Origin of the sequence: Streptomyces sp. NBC_01439 (assembly GCF_036227605.1) — a bacterium.
Classification (GTDB): domain Bacteria; phylum Actinomycetota; class Actinomycetes; order Streptomycetales; family Streptomycetaceae; genus Streptomyces.
This window is the reverse complement of the sequence record NZ_CP109487.1, coordinates 6,257,419-6,281,716: the sequence shown is the minus strand read 5'-3', so window position 1 is coordinate 6,281,716 and position 24,298 is coordinate 6,257,419. Positions and strand designations below refer to the sequence as shown.

Annotated in this window: 19 protein-coding genes; 2 read left to right on the top strand and 17 right to left on the bottom strand. The window is 69.9% G+C overall.

The genetic code is table 11. The features are described 5' to 3' along the window. Nucleotides 1–188: 188 nt before the first annotated feature. The 12 genes from OG207_RS28365 to folC all read right to left on the bottom strand — a co-directional run bounded on the left by OG207_RS28365 (nucleotide 189) and on the right by folC (nucleotide 14,919). A complete protein-coding gene (locus OG207_RS28365) occupies nucleotides 189–968 on the bottom strand; it encodes a TIGR03936 family radical SAM-associated protein (RefSeq protein WP_329102101.1) in 780 nt (259 codons plus the stop codon). A gap of 110 nt (nucleotides 969–1,078) precedes the next feature. Continuing rightward, nucleotides 1,079–2,221 (bottom strand): hypothetical protein, encoded by a 1,143-nt coding sequence (locus tag OG207_RS28360; RefSeq protein WP_329102099.1) that lies wholly within the window; start codon nucleotides 2,219–2,221, stop codon nucleotides 1,079–1,081. Nucleotides 2,222–2,284: 63 nt separating this feature from the next. Then, the gene (locus tag OG207_RS28355; protein WP_301371177.1) at nucleotides 2,285–4,210 is read right to left on the bottom strand and encodes a TIGR03960 family B12-binding radical SAM protein; all 1,926 of its coding nucleotides are present in this window, start codon (nucleotides 4,208–4,210) and stop codon (nucleotides 2,285–2,287) included. Between the two features lie 72 nt (nucleotides 4,211–4,282). Beyond that, on the bottom strand, nucleotides 4,283–5,803 hold the full coding sequence (locus OG207_RS28350; protein WP_329102094.1) for a CYTH and CHAD domain-containing protein: 1,521 nt from the start codon (nucleotides 5,801–5,803) through the stop codon (nucleotides 4,283–4,285). Between the two features lie 49 nt (nucleotides 5,804–5,852). Beyond that, complete coding sequence (rodA, locus tag OG207_RS28345; RefSeq protein WP_329102092.1) at nucleotides 5,853–7,052, bottom strand: rod shape-determining protein RodA; 1,200 nt, start codon at nucleotides 7,050–7,052, stop codon at nucleotides 5,853–5,855. 170 nt (nucleotides 7,053–7,222) lie between these two features. Further along, complete coding sequence (gene mrdA, locus OG207_RS28340) at nucleotides 7,223–9,403, bottom strand: penicillin-binding protein 2 (RefSeq protein ID WP_329102090.1); 2,181 nt, start codon at nucleotides 9,401–9,403, stop codon at nucleotides 7,223–7,225. Nucleotides 9,404–9,416: 13 nt separating this feature from the next. Beyond that, complete coding sequence (gene mreD, locus OG207_RS28335; RefSeq protein WP_329102088.1) at nucleotides 9,417–10,124, bottom strand: rod shape-determining protein MreD; 708 nt, start codon at nucleotides 10,122–10,124, stop codon at nucleotides 9,417–9,419. 13 nt (nucleotides 10,125–10,137) lie between these two features. Next, nucleotides 10,138–11,082, bottom strand: coding sequence for a rod shape-determining protein MreC (mreC, locus tag OG207_RS28330; protein WP_329102086.1), 945 nt, complete (start codon nucleotides 11,080–11,082; stop codon nucleotides 10,138–10,140). Between the two features lie 135 nt (nucleotides 11,083–11,217). After that, on the bottom strand, nucleotides 11,218–12,237 hold the full coding sequence (locus tag OG207_RS28325) for a rod shape-determining protein (RefSeq protein WP_329102084.1): 1,020 nt from the start codon (nucleotides 12,235–12,237) through the stop codon (nucleotides 11,218–11,220). Nucleotides 12,238–12,533: 296 nt separating this feature from the next. Further along, nucleotides 12,534–12,944 carry a nucleoside-diphosphate kinase gene (gene ndk / locus OG207_RS28320; RefSeq protein ID WP_329102082.1) on the bottom strand — a complete coding sequence of 137 codons (411 nt, stop codon included), beginning with the start codon at nucleotides 12,942–12,944 and terminating at the stop codon, nucleotides 12,534–12,536. A 64-nt stretch (nucleotides 12,945–13,008) separates the two neighbouring features. Continuing rightward, a complete protein-coding gene (locus OG207_RS28315) occupies nucleotides 13,009–13,377 on the bottom strand; it encodes a DUF4233 domain-containing protein (protein WP_329102080.1) in 369 nt (122 codons plus the stop codon). A gap of 3 nt (nucleotides 13,378–13,380) precedes the next feature. Next, nucleotides 13,381–14,919, bottom strand: coding sequence for a bifunctional tetrahydrofolate synthase/dihydrofolate synthase (gene folC / locus OG207_RS28310; protein WP_402695066.1), 1,539 nt, complete (start codon nucleotides 14,917–14,919; stop codon nucleotides 13,381–13,383). Between the two features lie 116 nt (nucleotides 14,920–15,035). On the opposite strand from folC, the gene OG207_RS28305 reads away from it, so the two are divergent. Then, a complete protein-coding gene (locus tag OG207_RS28305) occupies nucleotides 15,036–16,085 on the top strand; it encodes a rod shape-determining protein (RefSeq protein WP_329102078.1) in 1,050 nt (349 codons plus the stop codon). A 6-nt stretch (nucleotides 16,086–16,091) separates the two neighbouring features. Here OG207_RS28305 and OG207_RS28300 read toward each other — a convergent pair whose 3' ends face one another. Then, nucleotides 16,092–17,240 carry a sensor histidine kinase gene (locus OG207_RS28300; RefSeq protein WP_329102077.1) on the bottom strand — a complete coding sequence of 383 codons (1,149 nt, stop codon included), beginning with the start codon at nucleotides 17,238–17,240 and terminating at the stop codon, nucleotides 16,092–16,094. A 179-nt stretch (nucleotides 17,241–17,419) separates the two neighbouring features. Then, on the bottom strand, nucleotides 17,420–20,041 hold the full coding sequence (locus OG207_RS28295; RefSeq protein ID WP_329102074.1) for a valine--tRNA ligase: 2,622 nt from the start codon (nucleotides 20,039–20,041) through the stop codon (nucleotides 17,420–17,422). Between the two features lie 127 nt (nucleotides 20,042–20,168). On the opposite strand from OG207_RS28295, the gene OG207_RS28290 reads away from it, so the two are divergent. Continuing rightward, nucleotides 20,169–21,164, top strand: a complete 996-nt coding sequence (locus OG207_RS28290; RefSeq protein ID WP_329102072.1) for a hypothetical protein — start codon at nucleotides 20,169–20,171, stop codon at nucleotides 21,162–21,164. Nucleotides 21,165–21,265: 101 nt separating this feature from the next. On the opposite strand, the gene clpX is transcribed toward OG207_RS28290, so the two are convergent. The 3 genes from clpX to OG207_RS28275 form a co-directional block, all read right to left on the bottom strand. Further along, the gene (gene clpX / locus OG207_RS28285) at nucleotides 21,266–22,552 is read right to left on the bottom strand and encodes an ATP-dependent Clp protease ATP-binding subunit ClpX (RefSeq protein WP_030008569.1); all 1,287 of its coding nucleotides are present in this window, start codon (nucleotides 22,550–22,552) and stop codon (nucleotides 21,266–21,268) included. Between the two features lie 153 nt (nucleotides 22,553–22,705). Next, a complete protein-coding gene (locus OG207_RS28280; RefSeq protein WP_150257432.1) occupies nucleotides 22,706–23,371 on the bottom strand; it encodes an ATP-dependent Clp protease proteolytic subunit in 666 nt (221 codons plus the stop codon). Nucleotides 23,372–23,417: 46 nt separating this feature from the next. Continuing rightward, on the bottom strand, nucleotides 23,418–24,035 hold the full coding sequence (locus OG207_RS28275) for an ATP-dependent Clp protease proteolytic subunit (RefSeq protein ID WP_329102070.1): 618 nt from the start codon (nucleotides 24,033–24,035) through the stop codon (nucleotides 23,418–23,420). Between the last annotated feature and the right edge of the window lie 263 nt (nucleotides 24,036–24,298).

Sequence of the window (24,298 nt, the reverse complement as noted above, 5' to 3'; positions counted from 1 at the left end):
GGTCCGGCACGGCTCCGCGCAATGAGCGCGGAACCGGCCTCCGGGGCGCGTTCGCCACACGGGAGCTGTAGTCCATGGCCGCCGGTTCCGTACGTCTTGTCCGTACGGCCTGGCGGAAGTCTTCAGGTCTGTGCGCGGCCCGACCCAGGTGGCTCCCGAGTACCAGGGCTGCGCGACGACGGCGTTCCTTACGCGGCGGGACCTTCCGGCGCCTTCGCGTCGGCTGCTACGGCGGCCGTGGGTGGAGCGGCCGTGTCAGCCTCGCGGTCGGGCGCGAGCGGGTCGGTCACCGTGCCGGACTCCTCGTCGAAGAGCCCCTGCGCCAGCCTGGTCACCGCTGAGGGGACCGGCGGCGCCAGGTCGGCCACAGCTCGGAGACCGGACAGGACGTCGTCGGGTCGCACGGCAGGTGTCAGATGCCGAACAACCAGGCGCAGTATCGCACAGGCATTGTCCAGCGGCCTATCAGCCGGGGCGGGAAGCGCTTCGAGACTGACGACCGCGCCACGCGTGTCGAAGGTCCGCATTCCGTTCTTGGTCCGGCGCTGCACCTCCACGGTCTCGGCGGCGAGGAAGACCTCCACGGCCCGCTCGGCCTCGGCGAGCTCCACTCCGTCCAGGCGCAGCTCCCACACGGAGGCGGTCAGCCGGTCCGCGAGGCCCGAGGTGCGGGCCTCGACGGCGTCGATGATGTCGAGTCCGGTGGGCATCGACTCGTCGAGCAGCTCCCGGAGCTTCTGCGGGTCGCGGGGCGCGGCGAGGGCGATCTCCAGGTACTCGGCCTCGCTGCCGGTGCCGGTCGGGGCGGCGTTCGCGTACGAGACGCGCGGGTGCGGGGTGAAGCCGGCCGAGTACGCCATCGGCACCTCGGCGCGGCGCAGGGCCCGCTCGAAGGCACGCTGGAAGTCACGGTGGCTGGTGAACCGGAGGCGGCCGCGCTTGGTGTAGCGCAGTCGGATGCGCTGCACCACCGGTGCGGGAGGCGGGCCTTCGGGCTGTCGCTTGCCCAGTGGTTCTTCTCCTTGTGCGGGGCTCCGCGGCTCGCACGTCGCCCTGAGGTCTGTCGACCCGCTCCGGCTCACCCCTGCCGTCGGGGCAGGGAGATCTCGTCAGCGGGTGCCGCGTCGGCGGCTGTCGTACTACCCAGAGTACGCGCCCGTGACCTCGACGGTTCCACGGGAGGAGCACCGAACAGCGCGCGGCGTACGGTGGCGCGCGCCTCGCGGACCGCGGCGCGCCCGGTCCGCCAGACCTCGCGCACGGCATGCCCGACGGGGGTGAGCACGTGCCGGTACACCCGGGAGGCGGGCCATCCGACCAACACCCAGCCGACCCGCTTGAGCCCGCGCCACAGGGCGCCGACGATCCGCCCGGCCACGTGCCAGGCCCATACGAGGACCCGTCCGACGGGAGCGAGCACGTACCGGTACAGGGCGACGGCCAGCCACACGATGCCGAGCCCGACGGGCCGCAACAGATACCGGGACACCGAGACCGCCAGCCATACGAGACCGTGCCCGACGGGAGTCAGCACGTACCGGTACACCGCGACCACGAACCACACGAGACCCAGCCCGACCGGCCGCAACAGATACCGGAACACCGAGACCGCCAGCCATACGAGGCCGTGCCCGACGGGGGTCAGCACGTACCGGTAGACCGCGGCGGCGAGCCACCCGATCCCGCGGCCGACGGGCGCGAGCAGGTAGCGCCACAGCCCGGCCCACGGCCACACGAACAGCGTCATGCCCAGGGCCCATCCGATCCAACCGACGCCCTTGGCGAGGGGCGCGAGCAGGTAGCGCATGCCGCCCCGGCCGACCCAGGCCAGCGCCGCGCCGAGCGGACGCAGCAGGTAGGCGATCAGGAACCGCCCGGCCGGCGCCAGCACCTGGTCGTACAGACCCCGCCACCCCCATGCGAGCCCCTGGCCGACCGGAACGATCAGGTACCGCCACAGCCCGACCCACGGCCAGACGAAGACCAGCTTGAGGAGGGTGGTCAGCAGCCACCCCAGGGCGCGGAGCAGCGGCGCGAGGACATGGACGTACAGCGGCGCGAGGACGTGCCGGTGCACGGCCCGGCCCCCGGCGACCAGCAGTTCCCAGACCACTCGTACGGGCAGTACGACAAGTACGGCGACGATCTTCACGGGGATCCTGATGACACCCACCAGGCACCCGTCGCCACCGCCGGACGGAGGCCGCTTGTCTGTTTCCATGCAGGGAAGGACACGGCAGAGGCCCCCACCCGTTGCGGGCGGGGGCCTCTCGTGACCCAAGGGTTACTTCACGACGGACAGCGGCAGCAGCTTCTTGCCGGTGGGGCCGATCTGGATCTCGGTCTGCATCTGAGGACACACGCCGCAGTCGAAGCACGGGGTCCAGCGGCAGTCGTCGACCTCGGTCTCGTCGAGGGCGTCCTGCCAGTCCTCCCAGAGCCAGTCCTTGTCGAGACCGGAGTCCAGGTGGTCCCAGGGCAGGACCTCCTCGTAGGTGCGCTCGCGGGTCGTGTACCAGGCCACGTCCACGCCGTAGGCGGGCAGGGTCTTCTCGGCCGCCTCCATCCAGCGGTCGTAGCTGAAGTGCTCGCGCCAGCCGTCGAAGCGGCCGCCCGACTCGTACACGGCGCGGATGACGTCGCCGATGCGGCGGTCACCGCGCGAGAGGAGGCCCTCGACGATGCCCGGCTTGCCGTCGTGGTAGCGGAAGCCGATGGAGCGGCCGTACTTCTTGTCGCCGCGGATCTTGTCGCGGAGCTTGCCCAGGCGGGCGTCCGTCTCCTCGGCCGACAGCTGCGGCGCCCACTGGAACGGGGTGTGCGGCTTGGGCACGAACCCGCCGATGGACACCGTGCAGCGGATGTCGTTCTGGCCGGAGACCTCGCGACCCTTGGCGATGACGTTGACCGCCATGTCGCCGATCTGGAGCACGTCCTCGTCGGTCTCGGTGGGCAGGCCGCACATGAAGTACAGCTTCACCTGCCGCCAGCCGTTGCCGTACGCCGTGGAGACGGTACGGATCAGGTCCTCTTCCGAGACCATCTTGTTGATGACCTTGCGCATGCGCTCGGAGCCGCCCTCGGGGGCGAAGGTCAGGCCGGAGCGGCGACCGTTGCGGGTCAGCTCGTTGGCCAGGTCCACGTTGAACGCGTCCACGCGGGTCGACGGCAGGGACAGGCCCACCTTGTCGTCCGTGTAGCGGTCGGCGAGGCCCTTGGCGATGTCGGCGATCTCGGTGTGGTCCGCGGAGGACAGCGAGAGGAGACCGACCTCCTCGAAGCCGGTGGCCTTCAGACCCTTCTCCACCATCTCGCCGATGCCGGTGATGCTTCGCTCCCGCACGGGGCGCGTGATCATGCCGGCCTGGCAGAAACGGCAGCCGCGGGTGCAGCCGCGGAAGATCTCCACGGACATGCGCTCGTGGACGGTCTCGGCGAGCGGGACCAGGGGCTGCTTGGGGTACGGCCACTCGTCGAGGTCCATGACCGTGTGCTTGGACACGCGCCACGGCACGCCGGAGCGGTTGGGCACGACGCGGCCGATGCGACCGTCCGGCAGGTACTCGACGTCGTAGAAGCCCGGCACGTAGACGTTGCCGGTCTTGGCGAGACGGAGGAGGACCTCTTCGCGCCCGCCCGGCCGCCCTTCGGCCTTCCAGGTGCGGATGATCTCGGTCATGTCGAGGACGGCCTGCTCGCCGTCGCCGATGACCGCGCAGTCGATGAACTCCGCGATCGGCTCGGGGTTGAAGGCCGCGTGGCCGCCCGCGAGGACGATCGGGTGGTCGACGGTACGGTTGCGGGCCTCCAGCGGGATGCCGGCGAGGTCCAGGGCCGTGAGCATGTTGGTGTAGCCCAGCTCCGTGGAGAAGGACAGGCCGAACACGTCGAAGGCGGAGACCGGGCGGTGGCTGTCCACGGTGAACTGCGGCACCTTGTGCTCGCGCATCAGTTCTTCGAGGTCGGGCCACACGCTGTAGGTGCGCTCGGCGAGGACGCCCTCGCGCTCGTTGAGCACCTCGTACAGGATCATGACGCCCTGGTTGGGCAGCCCGACTTCGTACGCGTCCGGGTACATGAGAGCCCAGCGGACGTCGCAGCTCTCCCACTCCTTGACCGTGGAGTTGAGTTCACCGCCGACGTACTGGATGGGCTTCTGCACATGCGGAAGCAGGGCCTCAAGCTGAGGGAAGACCGACTCGGTCATCACGCGACTTTCGTGAAGCGGGCGGGGGGCAGCTCTCAAGCGTACCTTGAGGCTCAGCCGCCCCCACCCGCATGATCATCCCAGGCCGGCCCGGAGCGCCGGGTCGGAGAACGTCGCCCAGACGTCCGGAAGCTCCCTCTCGCGCCGCTCCGCCAGGGCCTCCTCGCGTGCGTAGAGCACGCCCCAGGTGAAGGCGGACTCCCCGGCGGCCGTCGCCTGGACGGCGAGGCCGCGCAGGGCGCCGCGGGCCACCACGCTGTCCTGGTGGTCGCCGAGCAGGTTCTGCACCGCCTTCCCCGCCTTGGCCAGGTTCTTCGCCGGTCCGCCGAGCACGGGAACGGCCGACTCGGCCGCGTACCGGACCCGCTTGGCCGCCTTGCGGGCGTCGTGCAGGGCCAGGTCGCGCTGCTCTCCCTCGGCGAGCGAGAGGGCGCTCTCGACCCGGACGGCGAGGCGCGCGTAGTCGCGGAGCACCGCCTTCGGCAGGACCGCTTCCGGGGGTCGGGCGGCGCCCGTCAGCAGGGGCGGCGCCTCCAGCAGGGCCTCGAGGGAGTCCAGCAGGGCCAGGTAGCGCGCGCTGTCGAGCACGGCCAGGGCCCGGCGCCGCGAGCCGGAGCGGCGGGCGGTGTTCCACACGCGCAGCCTGCTGCGGACCGGGCCGATCAGGAGGGTGCGGGGCAGCTCGCCGAGGTGGGTCTGGATCCGCTCCAGCAGGACCTCCTGGTCGCGGTCGACGCCGAGCTCGGCGGCGAGCCAGCGCAGCTCCTCGCCGATCGGGTCGGTGGCGGCCCGGTCGATGACCTTGCGGTACGTCTTGAAGGCGCTGCGGATCCGGCGGCTGGCGACCCGCATCTGGTGGACGGAGTCCGGCAGTCCGCGGCGCACGGCCGGGTCCTGGGCGACGAGCGCGTCGCGCTGTTCGCGCAGGTACGCGAGCACGTGCGCGCCCGCGGTGCCCTCGGGGCCGCCGCCCCCGGGCCGGGCCGGGGGCTCGCCCGCGGTCTCGGCGAGGGCCCGGGCCAGCTTCGAGGGGGCGTCGGAGACCCGGAGTCCGGCCTTGCGGAAGGTCTTCTCCACGGCGTCGAGCAGTTCGGGGTCGACGCCGTCGGCGAGTTCCACCTCGACCTCGGTCCAGGTGGCGGTGGTCTCGCCGCGCTCGGCGACGACGGCGTCGGTGCTCAGTTCCGCGAGCAGGGCGCCGCCCGCGTCGAGGAGGTGGCTGATCTTGCGCGAGGAGAGGAGCCTGACCTGCGGCTGGAGTCCGGCGCCGCGGACTCGGGAGCGGACGAGGGCGGCGAGGGAGGGCGGGAGCGTGTCGCTGAGCGCGGCCCCGATCTCGTCGCGCACTCCCGGGGAGACGGGCAGTTTGAGGTGCCAGCCCTCGTCCGCGCCGCCGGTTCTGCGCCTCAGGGTGAGGCCGTCGGCGGCGAGCCGCTGGTCGGGGGTGTCGTAGTAGACGGCGTCGAGGTCGATGGTGCCCTGGTCGGAGACGGCGGCGATGGCGGCCGTGCCCGTCAGGTCCGGCACCCCGCGCCGGGCAGATTTGGCCTTGGAGAACTCGAATTTCCGCTCGATTTCGCGCTTGGTGTCCGCCATAGACCGAACTTAGTCCTGAACGGATCACGTCGGCAGGGTGAACGGAACATCAGGCTGACAATGGCCGTTGCACCTTGATCGACTGTAGGAGCCCGATCGCCACCCACACGGCGAACATCGATGATCCTCCGTACGAGACGAACGGTAGGGGGAGCCCGGCCACCGGCATGATCCCGAGGGTCATCCCGATGTTCTCGAAGGACTGGAAGGCGAACCAGGCGATGATCCCGGCGCACACGATCGTCCCGTACAGCTCGGTGGTCTCCCGGGCGATCATGCAGGCCCGCCACAGGATGACGCCGAGCAGCAGCAGGATCAGCCCGGCCCCGACGAAGCCGAGCTCCTCCCCCGCCACGGTGAAGACGAAGTCGGTCTGCTGCTCGGGTACGAATTGGCCGGTGGTCTGCGAGCCCTTGAACAGCCCCGAGCCGGTCAGACCGCCCGAGCCGATCGCGATGCGCGCCTGGTTGGTGTTGTAGCCGACGCCCGCCGGGTCGAGCTCGGGGTTGGCGAAGGCCGCGAAGCGGTTGATCTGGTATTCGTCGAGGACGCCGAGCTGCCATATCAGGACGGCACCGCTCGCGCCGGCGCCGAGCAGGCCGAGCACCCAGCGGTTGGAGGCGCCGGAGGCCAGCAGCACGCCGAGCACTATCACGATCATGACCATCACGGAGCCGAGGTCGGGCATCAGCATGACGATGCCCATCGGGGCCGCGGCCAGGCAGAGCGCCTTGACGACCGTGCGGTGGTCGGGGTGGGCGAGGTCGCCCGCGTCCACCCGGGTGGCCAGCAGCATCGCCATCACCAGGATGATCGTGATCTTCACGAACTCGGACGGCTGGAGGGAGAACCCGCCGCCGATGACGATCCACGCGTGGGCGCCGTTGATGGTGGCGCCGAGCGGGGTCAGCACGGCGAGGATCAGCACCAGGGAGAGCCCGTAGAGGACCGGCACGGCGCCGCGCAGGGTGCGGTGGCCGAGCCAGATCGTGCCGATCATCAGCACGAGGCCGATGCCGGTGTTCAGGGCGTGCCGGGCCAGGAAGTAGTACGGGTCCCCCTGGTTCAGCGTGGTCCTGTTGCGGGTCGCCGACCACACCAGCAGGGCGCCGATGCAGGAGAGGGCGGTCGCGGAGAGGAGTATCGGCCAGTCGAGCCGGCGCACTACCGAGTCGCGGGCGGTGAGCTTGGCCATCGCCCCGCGCTCGGGCGCGTACCGGGAGACGGAGAACTTGTTGGCGGTCGGCATGTCTTCCCTTAGGGGGTGTCTTGTCGATCAGGGCGGATCGGGGAGCGGTGGCCGGTGCCGTGCAGCGCAAGGCGGACGAGGGAGGCGACGCGGAGCGTCGCCGACCGAGGACAACGCGGCGCGGTGCGGCACCGGCCACCGCGAGCCCGCCCGGATCGGCAAGACACCCCCTAATCCTGGCGTGCCGCGGGTGGGGCGGGCGGCCCTGCGAGCACGGCCGGTTCCAGATCCTCCGGGGACGCCGGCACGTACGGCCGGATCTCCGGGGAAATGATGGAGCCGTCGGGCTCGATCCGGGGCAGCTTCGCCTCGGGGCCCAGCAGCAGGGCCTTCTTGAGGTCCTGCTTCCCGTCCATGGTCAGACCGTAGATGGCGTTGTAGAGGTTGCGGACGGCGGGGCCGGAGGCACCCGAGCCGGTGCCGCCCTGGGAGATCGTCATGACGATCGTGAAGTCCTTGGTGTAGGTCGCCAGCCATGACGTGGTCTGCTTGCCGTAGACCTGGGCGGTGCCGGTCTTGGCGTGCATCGGGATCTTGTCCATCGGCCAGCCGCCGAACCGCCAGGCGGCGGTGCCGCCGGGCTCGACGACCGAGCGCAGGCCCCCGTCGAGGTCGCTGATGGTCTTGGCGTCGATCGGCAGCCGGCCGTGCGACTGGGGCTTGATCATCTCGATGTGCTTGCCGTCGGGGCTGATCACGGCCTTGCCGACCGTGGGGTTGTAGAGGGTGCCCCCGTTGCTGATGGCGGAGTACGCGGTGGCCATCTGGATGGGGGTGACGAGGACGTCGCCCTGGCCGATGGCGAAGTTGATGCTGTCGTAGGCCTTCAGCTGGTTGCCTTCGAGGCAGCTCTCGTAGGCGATCTGCTCGACGTAGGTGCCGCCCCGCTTGCCCTGCTTGCACCAGGCGTTCTTGTTGGCCTTCCAGAAGTTCTGCTTCCACTTCCGGTCGGGGATCCGGCCGGTGACCTCGTTCGGCAGGTCGATCCCGGTCTCGGAGCCGAGTCCGAACTCCCGGGCGGTCCGGTAGAACCAGTCGTGGGCGTCCTTCTTGGGGCTGAGGCCGCCGTCGCGCTGCCACTCCTTGTGGCCCAGGGCGTAGAAGACGGTGTTGCAGGAGAACTTGAGGGCGTCCCCGAGGGTGATCGGGCCGTGCCCCTTGGACTCGAAGTTCGCGAAGCTCCGGCCGCCAAGGCTGTAGGAGCTGCTGCAGTTGTACTTGTCGTCGAACTTGTAGCCGGCCCGGACGGCCGCGCTCGCGGAGACCACCTTGAAGATGGAGCCCGCGGGGGCCATGCCCTGGATGCCCCGGTTGAGCAGCGGGTAGTTGGAGCCCTTGCTGGTGAGCTTCGCGTAGTCCTTGCCGGAGATGCCGCCGACCCAGGTGTTGGGGTCGTAGTCGGGCTGGGAGGCCATCGCGACGATGCGGCCGGTCTTGGCCTCCATGACAACGACGGCTCCCGAGTCGGCCTCGTACTTGCGGCCGGTGATGTTGTCGGTCTCGTTGCGGACGACCTTCATCGCGTCCTGGAGCTCGTACTCGGCGACGGCCTGGACCCGGGCGTCGATGCTGGTGATGAGGGTGGATCCGGCCACGCCCGGGTCGGACTTGGTCTGGCCCATGACCCGGCCGAGGTTGTCGACCTCGTACGAGGTGACCTCCGCCTTGCCGCGCAGCTGCCTGTCGTAGGTGCGTTCGATGCCGGAGCGCCCGACCTGGTCGGAACGCAGGTGCGGCGAGTCGGAGTCCTTGGCCTTCTGGATCTCCTCGTCGGTGACCGGCGAGAGGTAGCCGAGCACCTGTGCGGTGCGGGCCCCGCCGGGCGCCGGGTAGCGGCGGACGGCGGTGGGCTCGGCGGTGATGCCGGGGAAGTCCTCCGGGCGTTCGCGCAGCTGCAGCGCCTGTTGCGTGGTGGCTTCGAGGGTGACCGGGATCGGCTGGTAGGGGGAGCCGTTCCAGCAGGGCGCGGGGGTCTGGGAGTCGCAGAGCCGGACCTTGTCCATGACCTCCTTGGGGGTCATGTCCAGGACGTCGGCGAGGCGGGCCATGACTCCCTTGCCCTTGTCCTTCATCTTCATCAGCGCGGTACGGCTGGCGGAGACGACGAGGCGGGTCTCGTTGTCGGCGAGCGGAACCCCGCGGGCGTCGAGGATCGAGCCGCGCACGGCGGGTTGGACGACCCGCTGGACGTGGTTGCTCTTCGCCTCGTGGTAGTACTCGTCGCCGTTGCGGATCTGGAGGTACCAGAGCCGTCCGCCGAGGGTGAGGAACATCGAGAGGACGAGCACCTGGATCATGACGAGCCTGATCTGCACCCGGGAGGTTCGGCCGGTCTCCGGAACATTGGTCACGACTGCTCCTCCCTCACAGCTTTTTGACGCTCTTCACACCCTTGACCGCCTTGACCCCCTTTATACGGACGGCTTTGTTGGCCCGCGAGCGGGCGGTCTTCAGGCGCAGGCCGCCGCGCTGGCTGCCGATGCGCAGGCCCGTACCGCCGGCCAGCCAGCCGGCGGAGACGTCGGCGGCCTTGTTGGCGGGGCCGCCGCCGGCCTCGACGGCCATCGGGTCGTTCTCGGCCTTCCGCGCCAGCGCCATGATCCACGGCACGGTGAACGGCGCGAGCAGCAGGTCATAGAGGGTCGCGGTGAACAGCAGCCCGGTCAGACCGACGTGGCGGGCGGCGGTGTCACCGACGAGGGCGCCCACACCCGCGTAGAGCAGGGTGGAGCCGATCGCGGCGACGACGACGGTGAGCATCGGGCCCCAGGCGGAACGGAACCGGCCGCCGTCGGGGCGGGTCAGCCCGGCGACGTAGCCGATGACGCACAGGACGAGCGCGTACCGCCCGGCGGCGTGGTCGGCGGGCGGGGCCAGGTCGGCGAGCAGACCGGCGGCGAAGCCGATGAGCGCACCGCTGACGTGCCCGTACACGAGGGCGAGCGAGACGACCGTGAGGAGCAGTAGGTCGGGCACGGCGCCCGGCAGTTGGAGTCGGCCCAGGACGGTGACCTGGATGACGAGCGCGACCACGAGGAGCGTGGCCGAGAGCAGGATCCGGTTGAAGCGCATGCGGGGTCTGCTCCTAGTCGTCGGCCGGCTTGGCGGCGCCGGCGGACCCGGACGGGGTGACCGTCACGGTGACCGTCGGGGTGGGCTTGGGGGCCTCGGGCTTGGGCGGCAGGACCGCGTCGCGGGGGTCCTCGCGCGGCGGCATCACCACGACGCCGACGATGTCCAGGCGCGAGAAGCCGACGAACGGACGCACCCAGACGGTGCGGGTCAGGTCGCCGCGCGAGGGGTCGACCTTGACCACCTCGCCGATCGGCACGCCGGGCACGAAGGGCTTGTTGCCGCGCGAGCCGAAGGTGACGAGCCGGTCGCCGGGGCTGACCTTGGCCTTGCCGTTGAGCATCTGGACCGACAGGGCGCGGTCGCCCTGGCCGGTGGCGAAGCCCAGTTCACCGGTCTTCTCCAGCCGGGTGCCGACGGTGAAGTCGGGGTCGTTGGCGAGGACGACGGTGGCGGTGTCGGGGCCGACGGTGCTGACCCGTCCGACGAGTCCGTCCCCGTTGAGGACGGTCATGTCGCGTTCGATGCCGTCCTTGCTGCCGGCGTCGATGGTGACGGTCCACGAGAAGCCCTGGGCCGCTCCTATGGCGATGACCTCGGCACCCTTGATGCCGTACTGCCCGGCGCCGGCCCGCTTGAGCATCTCGTCGAGCTCGTGGATGCGGCTGCGGGTCTGGTCCTCGCTGCCCAGCTTGGCCTTCAGCGCCGCGTTCTCGCGCTCCAGCGTGGCGATGCGGTTGTGGCGCTCGCCGGAGTCCCGTACCGCCCCTATGGCGTTGGCGACCGGATCGACCGCGGTCGCCACACCTTCCTCGACCGGGCCGAAGACCGCTGCGGCGGCCTGCCGGGCACCGTCGACCGGCGACTCCTCGCCTGCCCTGATGTCCACCGTGATCAATGCGAACGCGATGGCGATCAGAAGCACCAGGAGCAGCCGGCTTTCTCGTGTGTCCCTCACGTGCGGCGGCCGTGCCTTCCTCGTCGGATTTCTCTTTTGCCTGTATATCAACGATCCGCCGCACGGGCCCGGTAGCACCCGTACGGCGGATCCTTGTGTGTTCCGCATGGCCCCTCCGGCAGGGAGGGGCGTCTGTCAGCGACGGGGCTGGGCGTCCAGGACCTGCTGGAGGGCCTCGAACTCCTCGACGCACTTGCCGGAGCCGAGGGCGACCGAGTCGAGCGGGTCCTCCGCGATGTGGATCGGCATGCCGGTCTCCCGGCGCAGCCGCTCGTCGAGGCCGCGCAGCAGCGCGCCGCCGCCGGTCAGGACGATGCCGCGGTCCATGATGTCGCCGGAGAGCTCAGGCGGGCACTTGTCGAGCGTGGTCTTGACCGCGTCGACGATGGAGTTGACCGGCTCCTCGATGGCCTTGCGCACCTCGGCGGCCGAGATGACGACCGTCTTGGGCAGGCCCGAGACGAGGTCACGCCCGCGGATCTCGGTGTGCTCGTCCTGGTCGAGGTCGTACGCCGACCCGATGGTGATCTTGATCTGCTCGGCCGTGCGCTCACCGAGGAGGAGCGAGTACTCCTTCTTGATGTGCTGGATGATCGCGTTGTCGAGCTCGTCGCCGGCCACTCGGATGGACTGTGCCGTGACGATTCCGCCGAGGGAGATGACGGCGACCTCCGTGGTGCCGCCGCCGATGTCCACGACCATGTTGCCGGTGGCCTCGTGGACGGGCAGGCCCGAGCCGATGGCGGCGGCCATGGGCTCTTCGATGATGTGCACCTGGCGGGCGCCGGCCTGCGTGGACGCCTCGATGACGGCGCGTCGCTCCACTCCCGTGATCCCGGAGGGAACGCAGACCACCACGCGCGGGCGGGCCAGGTAGCGGCGCTTGTGGATCTTAAGGATGAAGTACCGGAGCATGCGCTCGGTGATCTCGAAGTCGGCGATGACTCCGTCCTTGAGGGGCCGTACGGCGACGATGTTGCCGGGCGTGCGCCCGATCATCTTCTTCGCCTCCGAGCCGACCGCCAGGATGCCACCGGTGTTCGTGTTGATGGCGACCACGGACGGCTCGTTCAGGACGATCCCCCGGCCCCTCACGTACACCAGCGTGTTGGCGGTCCCGAGGTCGATCGCCATGTCACGGCCGATGAACGACATTTTGTTCCCCTTGTTCCCCATGAGGAGCGTCTGGCCTTCCAGTTGATAGCGGCTGCTGTCAGGTCGGCGAGGTGGGTGTGTGGGTGGAGGCCCCATCGTAGTGCCGCAAGTACGAAGACCGCGCGACGGGACTCCGGCAATCCCGCCGGAATGGATACCCGCCCCCTCAGTGGTGACGACGTGTCCTGCCCAGGCGTTCCCGCTGCGGCCCGGAAATACCGTGGGGCGACCGAAATTACTTCGGTCGCCCCAGGTCGTGAGCGCTATTCGGCTGATGTTCCGTCAGGAAAGAGTGCTCAGAGCGCCGGGAAGAACAGCTTCAGCTCACGCTCGGCGGACTCCTCCGAGTCCGAGGCGTGGATCAGGTTCTCACGCGTGATCGTGCCGAAGTCACCCCGGATGGAGCCGGGCGCCGCCGCGATCGGGTCAGTGGGTCCGGCCAACTGGCGGACACCCTCGATCACCCGCTCGCCTTCGACCACCAGGGCGACGACGGGGCCGCTCGCCATGAAGCCCATGAGGGGCTCGTAGAACGGCCGGCCCTTGTGCTCGCCGTAGTGCGCCTCCAGGATCTCCTGGTCCAGCGTACGCAGCTCCAGCGCGGGGATGGTCCAGCCGGCCTTCCGCTCGATGCGGCCGATGATCTCGCCGACCAGACCACGACGGACGGCGTCGGGCTTGAGCAGGACGAGGGTGCGCTGGGTCATGTTGCGGCTCCTTGCGGCAAACGGGTGCGGTAGGGCGAATCTACAGGGCCGACCAGGGGACCCGTCAGGCAGCGTCAGGCGCCCCGGGTGCCCCCTGCGCCTCCTGCGCGGCCGCCCAGCGCGCCTTGATCGTGTCGATCTTGCGGCCGTAGTGCACGGAACACCACCACAGCCCGGCGAACACCGCGCCGAGGAAGAACATCGTCGGCACGACGAACCCGCTCGCGATCAGGCCGATCTGCAGGGCCCAACCGAGCTGGACCGCCCCGGGACGCGACAACATCCCGCACAGCAGCACCGACAGCAGCATGGTGATCCCGCACACCGTCCAGACCGTGGCCTGGGTCAGATCGGGGTTCTTCATCGCCACCAGCCCCGCGAAGCCGATCACGAAGAACTCGCCGATCAGCGTGCTCGCACACAGCGTGCGCATCCCTCAGCCCCTCTTCAGCAGCAGGCGGGCCTCGCCCACCGTGATCACGGAACCGGTCACCAGGACCCCGGCCCCTCCGTATTCGGCCTCTTCCTCCGCCAGGGTGATCGCCGCCTCCAGGGCGTCGTCCAGCCGCGGCTCCACCTGCACCCGGTCCGCGCCGAAGACCTCGACCGCGACGGCCGCCAGCTCGTCCGCGCCCATCGAGCGGTGGCTGGAGTTCTCCGTCACCACCACCTCCGCGAGGATCGGCTCGAAGGCCTCCAGCACCCCGCGTACGTCCTTGTCCGCACTCGCGGCGACCACACCGATGAGCCGGCTGAAGCCGAAGGACTCGGTAACCGCCTCCGCGGTGGCCGCCGCGCCCGCCGGGTTGTGCGCCGCGTCCAGGACCACCGTCGGGCTGCGCCGCACGACCTCCATGCGGCCCGGCGAGGACACCGAGGCGAAGGCCTTGCGCACGGTGTCCACGTCCAGGACCCGGGCGTGCTCCTGGCCGATCCCGAAGAAGGCCTCGACGGCGGCCAGCGCCACCGCCGCGTTGTGCGCCATGTGCGCGCCGTACAGCGGCAGGAAGATGCCGTCGTACTCGCCGCCCACACCGCGCAGCGTCAGCTGCTGGCCGCCGACCGCGACCTCGCGGGAGACGACCCCGAACTCCATGCCCTCGCGGGCCACCGTCGCGTCCACCTCGACGGCCTTCTTCAGCAGCACCTGCGCCGCGTCCACCGGCTGCTGGGCCAGGATCACGGTCGCGTCCTGCTTGACGATGCCACCCTTCTCCACAGCGATCTCACCGGGCGTGGAGCCGAGCCGGTCGGTGTGGTCCAGGCTGATCGGGGTGACCACCGCGACGGTCGCGTCGATGACGTTGGTCGCGTCCCAGCTGCCGCCCATGCCGACCTCGACCACGGCCACGTCCACCGGGGTGTCCGCGAAGGCCGCGTAGGCCATTCCGGTGAGCACCTCGAAGAAGGACAGCCGGTACTCCTCGGCGGCGTCGACCATCTCCACGTACGGCTTGACGTCGTGGTACGTCTCGACGAACCGCTCGGCGGTGATCGGCGCCCCGTCGAGGCTGATCCGCTCGGTGATCGACTGCACGTGCGGGCTGGTGTAGCGCCCGGTGCGCAGCTCGAAGGCGTTCAGCAGGGCCTCGATCATGCGGGCCGTGCTCGTCTTGCCGTTGGTGCCGGTGACGTGGATGGACGGGTACGCGCGCTGCGGCTCGCCCAGCACGTCCATCAGCGCCGCGATCCGCGACACCGAGGGCTCCAGCTTGGTCTCGCCCCAACGGGTGGCGAGCTCCTGCTCCACCTCCAACAGCGCCCTGGCGACCTCGGGGTCGACGGGCCGGGCGGGTACCGGGTCGCCCTGGGGCGGTCCGGCCTGGGCACGCAGGGTGCGGCTGCCGGCCTCGATCACCGCCAGGTCGGGGTCGCGGTCGGACTCTTCCGCCACAATCTGGTCGAACTCGTCGAAGGGGGCGGCGAGGTCGTCGTGGTCGTCGCGGTCGTGGCTCTCGGGCTGCTGGTCACTCACAGGGCCAGTCTACGGACGGGGACCCGGAGGACTTTCGGCCCGGCCGTTTCGGGACCTCCGACCCCAGGAGCGACCGGATCGTTATGCAAGCCTTGCGACAGGAGATAGGGGAATAAATGCCGCAGGCCAGCAGTAACAAGACAGCATCCAGCCGCGACATAGGGATCGACCTGGGCACCGCCAACACCCTCGTCTACGCACGGGGGCACGGGATCGTCCTCAATGAGCCGTCCGTGGTCGCCGTGAAGGCGGGCACCACCACCGCCCTGGCCATCGGTACGGACGCCAAGGAGACCATCGGCCGCACCCCCGGCTCCATCACCGCGATCCGTCCCCTCAGGGGCGGCGTGATCTGCGACTACGAGGCCGCGGAGGAGATGATCCGGCACTTCGTCCGCAAGGCCGTACCGGGCCGGCGGCCCCGCACCCGGATGGTGATCTGCGTGCCCTCCGGAGTCACCCCGGTCGAGCGGCGGGCCATCGTCCAGGCGTCCACCCGGGCGGGAGCCAGGGTCGTGCACCTGATCGAGGAGCCGATGGCCGCGGCGATCGGCGCCGGGCTGCCCGTGGCCGAACCCCGCGGCTCCATGGTCGTGGACATCGGCGGCGGCACCTCCGAGGTCGCCGTCATCTCGCTGGGCGGCATCGTCACGTCCCGGTCGCTGCGCGTGGGCGGGGACCGGCTCGACGCGGCGGTCATGGACCACGTGCGCAAGGAACACGGGCTGCTCATCGGGGAGCGCACCGCCGAGGACGTAAAGGTCGCCATCGGATCGGCCTGGCCGGTCCCGGACCGCCCTGAGCTGGAGACGCGCACCTTCACCGTGCGCGGCCGCGAGAAGGTCGGCGGCATGCCCAAGACCCTCCGGCTGACCGTCCAGGACGTCCGGGCCGCGCTCGACGAGCCGGTCGAGGCGATCATCGCCGCCGTCCGCGCCACCCTGGAGGAGTGCCCGCCGGAACTCTCCGGTGACGTGATGGAACACGGCATCGTGCTGACCGGTGGCGGCGCCCTGCTGCCCGGCCTGGACCTGCGGATGGCCTCCGCCACGGGCATCCCGGTCTTCGTCGCGGACGACCCGCTGGACTGCGTGGCGCTGGGTTCCGGCCGCTGCGTGGAGGACCTGGACGCCCTGGGCGGCCTGCTCGCCCCGGCGAAGGCGTAGGGGGCTTCAGCCGCGCGGGAGGCTGGCGACGACCTCGTACGCGTCCCGCGTGCGCGTCGCCGTCAGGGTCCCGCCCAGGCTGCGCACGCGCTCGGACATGCTCGCCGTGCCCGAGCCCGCCGAGACGGGGGCCGGGTCCGGGGTCCGGGCCGGCAGGGCGTTGCTGACGGCTATCCGCAGCCGGGGGCCGTCCGCCGTGATCGACACGTAGATGGTCTCCCCGTGCGCGTGCTTGGCGGCATTGGTCAGGCACTCCTGCACCACCCGGTAGACCGCCGCCTGCCGCAGCGGGGAGAGCCTGTGCACGTCCTGGTCCATCGCGAGCCGGACCGGTGATCCGGCCCGCCCGCTCTCCTCGGCGAGCGCGGGCAGCCCGTCCACACCCGGGGTCGAGGCCCGCTCCCCGCGCTGCACGATGATCTCGTTGAGCACCAGATGGGCCCGCCGAGCGGTGTCGGCCAGCTCTTCGAAGTCAGGCCCGTACGCCGTCTCGCGCGCCCGCATCGACAGCACCTCGGAGCGGACCGTGAGCAGGGTCAGCTCGCGCCCCACGAAGTCGTGGACGTCGCGCGCCACGGAGGTGCGCTCCTGCTGGACGGCGTGGAGCACGGCCGACTCGGCCCGCCGGGCGGTCAGCTCCCCCACCAGGTCGTGCCGGTAGGCGGCGATGCCCACCGCGGAGGCGAGCACCCCGATGGGCACGACCAGGCTGAGGAACCCGCTGAGGGTCTGCCCCGCGGGCTCGGGCCAGCCCGGCAGGACGAACATGGCCAGCGCGAAGGCGACGTAGCCGAGCGTGGCGAGGATCCCGGCCCGGCGCCCGCGGTAGCGGCCGACCGAGTAGAGGGCGAACTGGATCAGGGTGAGCTCGTGCAGCCAGCCGATGAACAGCAGCGCGGCCAGGTACGAGATCCAGGGCTGCCGGCGGCGCACCAGCAGGGTGGCGCAGCCCAGGGCGAGCACGACGGCGGCGGTGGGCCCGCTCAGCGAGTTGTCGGCGGCGGCCAGACCCGGAAGGTCGAGGGCCATCAGGCCGAGGCAGCCGAGCGCCGTGAGCACGTCCACGGCCCGCGGCGACCCGGCCCAACTCTCGGTGTGCCGGCGGCCGAGAGCCACCAGCCGGTCGAAGGCCGGGACGACGGGCTTGACGCGCATGCCCTCCATCATCCGTGGTCAGCGCAGCGGTTCGGATCACCCGGAACCGAAAAAGTAGTGATTTAGGGCACTTCGGACAGTCTTCACCGTGACACCGGATCCCGCACGGGGAAGGGATACGGCGAAGGCCCCCGCGTCGACCGACGGCGCGGGGGCCTTCGCCTGAACCTGCGGGGACGCTAGGCGGCCGGGAGGCCCGCCAGCTGCGCCTGGAGCCGGGCGATGTCCGCCTCGGCCTTGGCGAGCCGGCCCTTGATCTTGTCCACGACGTTGTCCGGGGCCTTGGCGATGAACGCCTCGTTCCCCAGCTTCGCCTCGGCCTGCTGCTTCTCCTTCTCGGCGGCGCCCAGGTCCTTCGTCAGGCGCTTGCGCTCGGCCTCGACGTCGATGGTCCCGGACAGGTCGAGGGCGACGGTGCCGCCGGCGACCGGGAGGGTCGCGGTGGCGCTGAAGGAGTCACCCTCCGGCTGGAGGCGCAGCAGCTGCCGGATGGCCGCCTCGTGGGCGCCCAGCCCGGTGGCGCCCAGCTCCAGACGGGCCGGAACCTTCTGGCCGTCCTGCAGCCCCTGCTCCTTGCGGAAGCGGCGGACCTCGGTGATCACCGACTGGACGGAAGCGATCTCCGCCTCGGCTGCCGCGTCGCGGAAGCCTCTGTCCTTCGGCCAGTCGGCGATGACGAGGGACTCGCCGCCGGTGAGCGTGGTCCACAGCGTCTCGGTGACGAAGGGGACGACCGGGTGCAGCAGCCGCAGCATGACGTCGATGACCTCGCCGAGGACGCGGCCGGAGACCTCGGCCTGCTCGCCGCCCGCGAAGAAGGTCGTCTTCGACAGCTCGACGTACCAGTCGAAGACCTCGTCCCACGCGAAGTGGTAGAGCGCCTCGCTGAGCTTCGAGAACTGGTAGTCCTCGTAGTACGCGTCGACCTGCGCGACCGTCTCGTTCAGCCGGGACAGGATCCAGCGGTCGGTGGCCGACAGCTGCTCGACGGGCGGCAGGTCACCCTCGATCGTGGCGCCGTTCATCATCGCGAAACGGGTGGCGTTCCAGATCTTGTTGGCGAACTTGCTGGAGGCCTGGACCCAGTCCTCGCCGATCGGAACGTCGACACCCGGGTTGGCGCCGCGGGCCAGGGTGAAGCGGACGGCGTCGGAACCGTACTTGTCCATCCAGTCCAGCGGGTTGACCACGTTGCCGAAGGACTTCGACATCTTCTTGCCGCGCTCGTCACGGACCATGCCGTGCAGGGCGATGGTGTGGAACGGCGGGGTGCCGTCCATCGCGTACAGGCCGAACATCATCATCCGGGCGACCCAGAAGAAGAGGATGTCGTAACCGGTGACCAGGACGGCGTTCGGGTAGAACTTCGCCAGGCTGTCGGTCTGCTGCGGCCAGCCGAGCGTGGAGAACGGCCACAGCCCCGAGGAGAACCACGTGTCCAGGACGTCGGTGTCCTGGGTCCAGCCCTCGCCGGTGGGCGGCTGCTCGTCCGGTCCGACGCAGACGACCTCGCCGTTCGGGCCGTACCAGACCGGGATGCGGTGACCCCACCACAGCTGGCGCGAGATGCACCAGTCGTGGAGGTTGTCGACCCAGTCGAAGTACCGCTTCTCCATCTCCTGCGGGTGGATCTTGACCTCGCCGTTGCGGACCGCGTCACCGGCGGCCTGGGCGAGCGGGCCGACCTTGACCCACCACTGCATCGACAGACGGGGCTCGATGGTGGTCTTGCAGCGCGAGCAGTGGCCGACGGAGTGCGTGTACGGGCGCTTCTCGGCGACGATCCGGCCCTCGGCGCGCAGCGCGCCGACGATGGCGGAGCGGGCTTCCAGGCGGTCCAGGCCCTGGAAGGGGCCGTGCGTGGTGATGATCGCGTGCTCGTCCATGACGGCGAGGTTCGGCAGGTTGTGGCGCTGGCCGATCTCGAAGTCGTTCGGGTCGTGCGCCGGGGTCACCTTGACGGCGCCGGTGCCGAACTCCGGGTCGACGTGCTCGTCCGCGACGACCGGGATGCGGCGGCCGGTGAGCGGCAGCTCGATCTCGGTGCCGACGAGGTGCTTGTAGCGCTCGTCCTCGGGGTGGACGGCGACGGCCGTGTCACCCAGCATCGTCTCGGCGCGGGTGGTCGCGACGACGATGGAAGCGTCGCCCTCGCCGTAGCGGATCGAGACGAGCTCGCCCTCGTCGTCCTGGTACTCGACCTCGATGTCGGAGATCGCGGTCAGGCAGCGGGGGCACCAGTTGATGATGCGCTCGGCGCGGTAGATCAGCTCGTCGTCGTAGAGCTTCTTGAAGATGGTCTGGACGGCCTCGGAGAGGCCCTCGTCCATGGTGAAGCGCTCACGGGACCAGTCGACGCCGTCGCCGAGGCGGCGCATCTGGCCGGAAATCTGACCGCCGGACTCGCCCTTCCACTGCCAGACGCGCTCGACGAAGGCCTCCCGGCCGAGATCGTGGCGGGACTTGCCCTCCTTGGCGAGCTCGCGTTCGACGACGTTCTGGGTGGCGATGCCGGCGTGGTCCATGCCCGGCTGCCACAGCGTCTCGTACCCCTGCATGCGCTTGCGGCGGGTGAGGGCGTCGATCAGCGTGTGCTCGAAGGCGTGGCCCAGGTGCAGGCTGCCGGTGACGTTGGGCGGCGGGATGACGATCGCGTACGGAGGCTTCTCGCTCTTGGCGTCCGCCTCGAAGTAACCGCGCTCTACCCAGCGCTCGTAGAGCTTCCCTTCTACCTCGGCCGGCGCGTACGTGGTCGGCAGTTCGGAGGTGGGGCTGCTGGGTGTCTGCGTGTTCTCGGTCACGGGGCACAGTTTAGAGCGGTAACAGTCCAGTCATGAAACCGGTATTCCCGGGGCCCGGCGCCGTTCCCGCGCCTGACTTCCGTCAGGATGTGTGAAACGCATAAACAACCTCATGGGGGGACGCGGGATGAGCTACAACCAGCCAGGGCCCTACGGACAGCAGCCTCAGCAGCCGGGACCGTACGGGCAGCAGCCCCCGCCGCCGCCCGGCCCGTACGGCCAGCCCACCCCGCAGCCCGCCCCCCAGTCCAACCCGTACGGCCAGCCCGCCTCCCAGCCCGCCCCCCAGTCCAACCCGTACGGCCAGCCCACGGCCCCGCAGCCGGGCTACGGCTACCCGCAGCAGCCGGGCGTCCCCCCGCAGGGCCACCCCCAGCAGCCCCCGTCGCCGGCGTACGGCCACCCGCAGCAGCAGGCCCCGTACGGCGGCCAGCCCCCGAAGAAGTCCAAGGCCGGAATGATCATCGGCGCGGTCGTCGCGGTCGTGGTGATCGCGGGCGGCGGCTGGTACTTCCTGGGCGGCGGCGCGGGCAGCAGCATCTCCGCGGACACCAAGGGCCACAAGCTGGCCTTCCCGGCGACGGTCGATGCGTATGCGCAGCCGAAGGAGGCGAAGCCGTCGCCCGAAACCCCGCTGGACGGGGAGGCGAAGGCGAAGGCCGAGGCCATCGGCGTGAAGAACGCGCACAACTCGGCCGCTTCGTACTCGAACTCCCCGACCGGCAAGGGCAAGTCGCTCAGCGCCAACGGACTGTGGGGCGAGGTGGACGACCCGGAGAAGGCCGTCGACACGTACTACGCCGGTATCGGCCAGAACAAGGAGGCCGAGAAGCTCGGCGTCAAGTACGAGCTGGTGGGTACGCCGAAGGAATTCACCCCGACCGGTTTCAAGGGCGCCGTGATGAAGTGCGCCGAGATCAAGATGACCGCGGTCAAGGAACCCAAGCCCGGGATGCCGAAGGAGGCGAAGATCCCCAGCTGCGTTTGGGGTGACTACTCCACCGTGACCGGAGTCAACATCATCGACCCGGTCGTGGGCCTCACCGGCGGCAGCAGCGGCACCCTTGACGAGGTGTCCGAGGTGGCGGCGAAGCTCTACAACACCTCGCGCACCAAGGTCTGACGGGCCGCGGACCCGAGGCCGCCGGTGCCTGCGGCTTCCCGCCACACGCAGCAGGGGCGCCCCGGTCGGGGCGCCCCTGCTGTGTGTGGTGCTCGTTGCGGCTACGCCGACTTCTCGTGCGGGCCCTGGTCCTTCGGGACGATCCGGGGGACCAGCGTCGGGTTGACGTTGGAGCGGACCACCTCGGAGGTGATGACCACGCGGGCCACGTCCTTGCGGGACGGGACCTCGTACATCACCGACATCAGGACCTCTTCCATGATGGCGCGCAGGCCGCGCGCGCCCGTCTGGCGGAGGATCGCCTGGTCCGCGATGGCCTCCAGCGCCTCGCGCTCGAAGTCCAGCTCCACACCGTCGAGTTCGAACAGCCGCTGGTACTGCTTGACCAGCGCGTTGCGCGGCTCGATCAGGATCTGGAGCAGGGCCTCGCGGTCCAGGTTGTGCACGGAGGTCAGCACGGGGAGGCGGCCGATGAACTCGGGGATCATCCCGAACTTCACCAGGTCCTCCGGCATGACCTCCTGGAACTGGTCACTGGCCTCGATCTCGCGCTTCGAGCGGATCGTCGCCCCGAAGCCGATGCCCTTGGCGCCCGCACGCGACTCGATGATCTTCTCCAGGCCGGCGAAGGCGCCGCCCACGATGAAGAGCACGTTCGTCGTGTCGATCTGGATGAACTCCTGGTGCGGGTGCTTCCGTCCGCCCTGCGGCGGTACGGAGGCGGTCGTGCCTTCCAGGATCTTCAGGAGGGCCTGCTGCACGCCCTCGCCGCTCACGTCGCGCGTGATCGACGGGTTCTCGCTCTTGCGGGCCACCTTGTCGATCTCGTCGATGTAGATGATCCCGGTCTCGGCCTTCTTGACGTCGTAGTCGGCGGCCTGGATCAGCTTCAGCAGGATGTTCTCGACGTCCTCGCCGACGTAGCCGGCCTCCGTCAGCGCCGTCGCGTCGGCGATGGCGAAGGGGACGTTCAGCATGCGGGCGAGGGTCTGCGCGAGCAGCGTCTTGCCCGAGCCCGTGGGGCCCAGCAGCAGGATGTTGGACTTGGCGAGCTCGATCGCGTCGTCCCGGCCCTGCGCGCCGCCGTTCTCGCCGGCCTGCACGCGCTTGTAGTGGTTGTAGACCGCTACCGAGAGCGCCTTCTTCGCCGGCTCCTGGCCGACGACGTAGCTCTCCAGGAACTCGTAGATCTCACGGGGCTTGGGGAGTTCCTCCCACCGGACCTCGGAGGTCTCCGCGAGCTCCTCTTCAATGATCTCGTTGCAGAGGTCGATGCACTCGTCGCAGATGTAAACACCGGGTCCTGCGATGAGCTTCTTCACCTGCTTCTGGCTCTTTCCGCAGAACGAGCACTTGAGCAGATCGCCGCCGTCACCGATGCGTGCCACGAGGTGCTTCCCCTTCGCCTGGGAGACGCCTGGTTCAGCGCTCCTGGTGCCTCATATCCGACGGTACCTTGCCGGGGGCCCCGTGCGGGGCCCCCTTGACGTGGTTCACATCGCCGAATCCGACGATGTGCCCGTGTCAACTGGTGGCAAGGATCAGTGGGAGTTCTTGCGGGTCGAGACGATCTGGTCGATCAGGCCGTACGCGAGGGCGTCCTCGGCCGTCAGGATCTTGTCGCGCTCGATGTCGTCGCGGATCTTCTCGATCGGCGTCGTCGAGTGCTTGGCCAGCATGGTCTCCAGCTGGTCGCGCATGCGCAGGATCTCGTTGGCCGCGATCTCCAGGTCGGAGAGCTGCTCGCGGCCGGTGCCACCGGAGGGCTGGTGGATCAGCACGCGGGCGTTCGGCAGGGCCATGCGCTTGCCGGGGGTACCGGCGGCCAGCAGGACCGCGGCGGCGGAGGCCGCCTGGCCCATGCAGACCGTCTGGATGTCCGGCTTCACGAACTGCATCGTGTCGTAGATCGCCGTCAGCGCGGTGAAGGAGCCACCGGGGCTGTTGATGTAGATGGAGATGTCGCGGTCCGGGTCCATCGACTCCAGGCACAGCAGCTGCGCCATGACGTCGTTGGCTGACGCGTCGTCGATCTGCACGCCGAGGAAGATCACGCGCTCCTCGAAGAGCTTCGCGTACGGGTCGTACTCGCGCACGCCCTGCGAGGTGCGCTCGACGAAGCGCGGGATGACGTAGCGGTTGTCCACCTGCGGGCCGGTGTAGAGGCCGCTCGCGGAGAAGTTGTTCTGCATCTGGGTGTTCACCATCCTGGTGGCGTTCTGCGGGCTGTCGGCTTCGTTGCGGGGCGGGGGATCAGGCCCCGGTGCCGCCGCCGCCCGGCACGTTGGACGCGGCCGACATGATGTCGTCGATGAGGCCGTACTCCTTGGCCTCCTCGGCGGTGAACCAGCGGTCGCGGTCACCGTCACGGATGATCGCCTCGACGGACTGACCCGAGTGGAACGCGGTGATCTCGGCCATGCGCTGCTTGGTGCGCAGCAGGTACTGGGCCTGGATCTTGATGTCGGAGGCGGTGCCGCCGATGCCGGCGGAGCCCTGGTGCATCAGGACGTCGGTGTTCGGCAGGGCGAAGCGCTTGCCCTTGGCGCCGCCGGTGAGCAGGAACTGGCCCATGGAGGCCGCCATGCCCATGCCGATGGTGACGACGTCGTTCGGGATGTACTGCATGGTGTCGTAGACGGCCATGCCGGCCGTCACCGAGCCACCGGGGCTGTTGATGTAGAGGAAGATGTCCTTCTCCGGCTCGGCGGCCAGGAGCAGGAGCTGCGCGGTGATCTTGTTCGCGATCTCGTCGTCGACCTGCTGACCGAGGAAGATGATGCGCTCGCCGAGCAGCCGGTTGTAGACATGGTCGCCGAGGCCGCCACCGATGGACGGCTCACCCGCGGCGTAAGGCTTCAGATTCGTCACGTATCCACCTGCTCGTCTCCGACGGCCATGTGCCGTCTCAGCGTCTCGTTCTGGGGTCCGGTCCGGTCCGGCCGGAGCGGACGGGTCCGCCGGCGCCCGGGTACTCACGTGCCCTCGTATTCATGGACCCTAACGCGCAGGTAGGACAACGCCATCCCGCTTCCCGAACTGTTCGCTCGGAGCGCAAGCTCCGGGGGCCTTACGGGGCCCATACCGAAGGGCCCGGACACGACTGCGTCCGGGCCCTTCGGGGCACTTCTCAG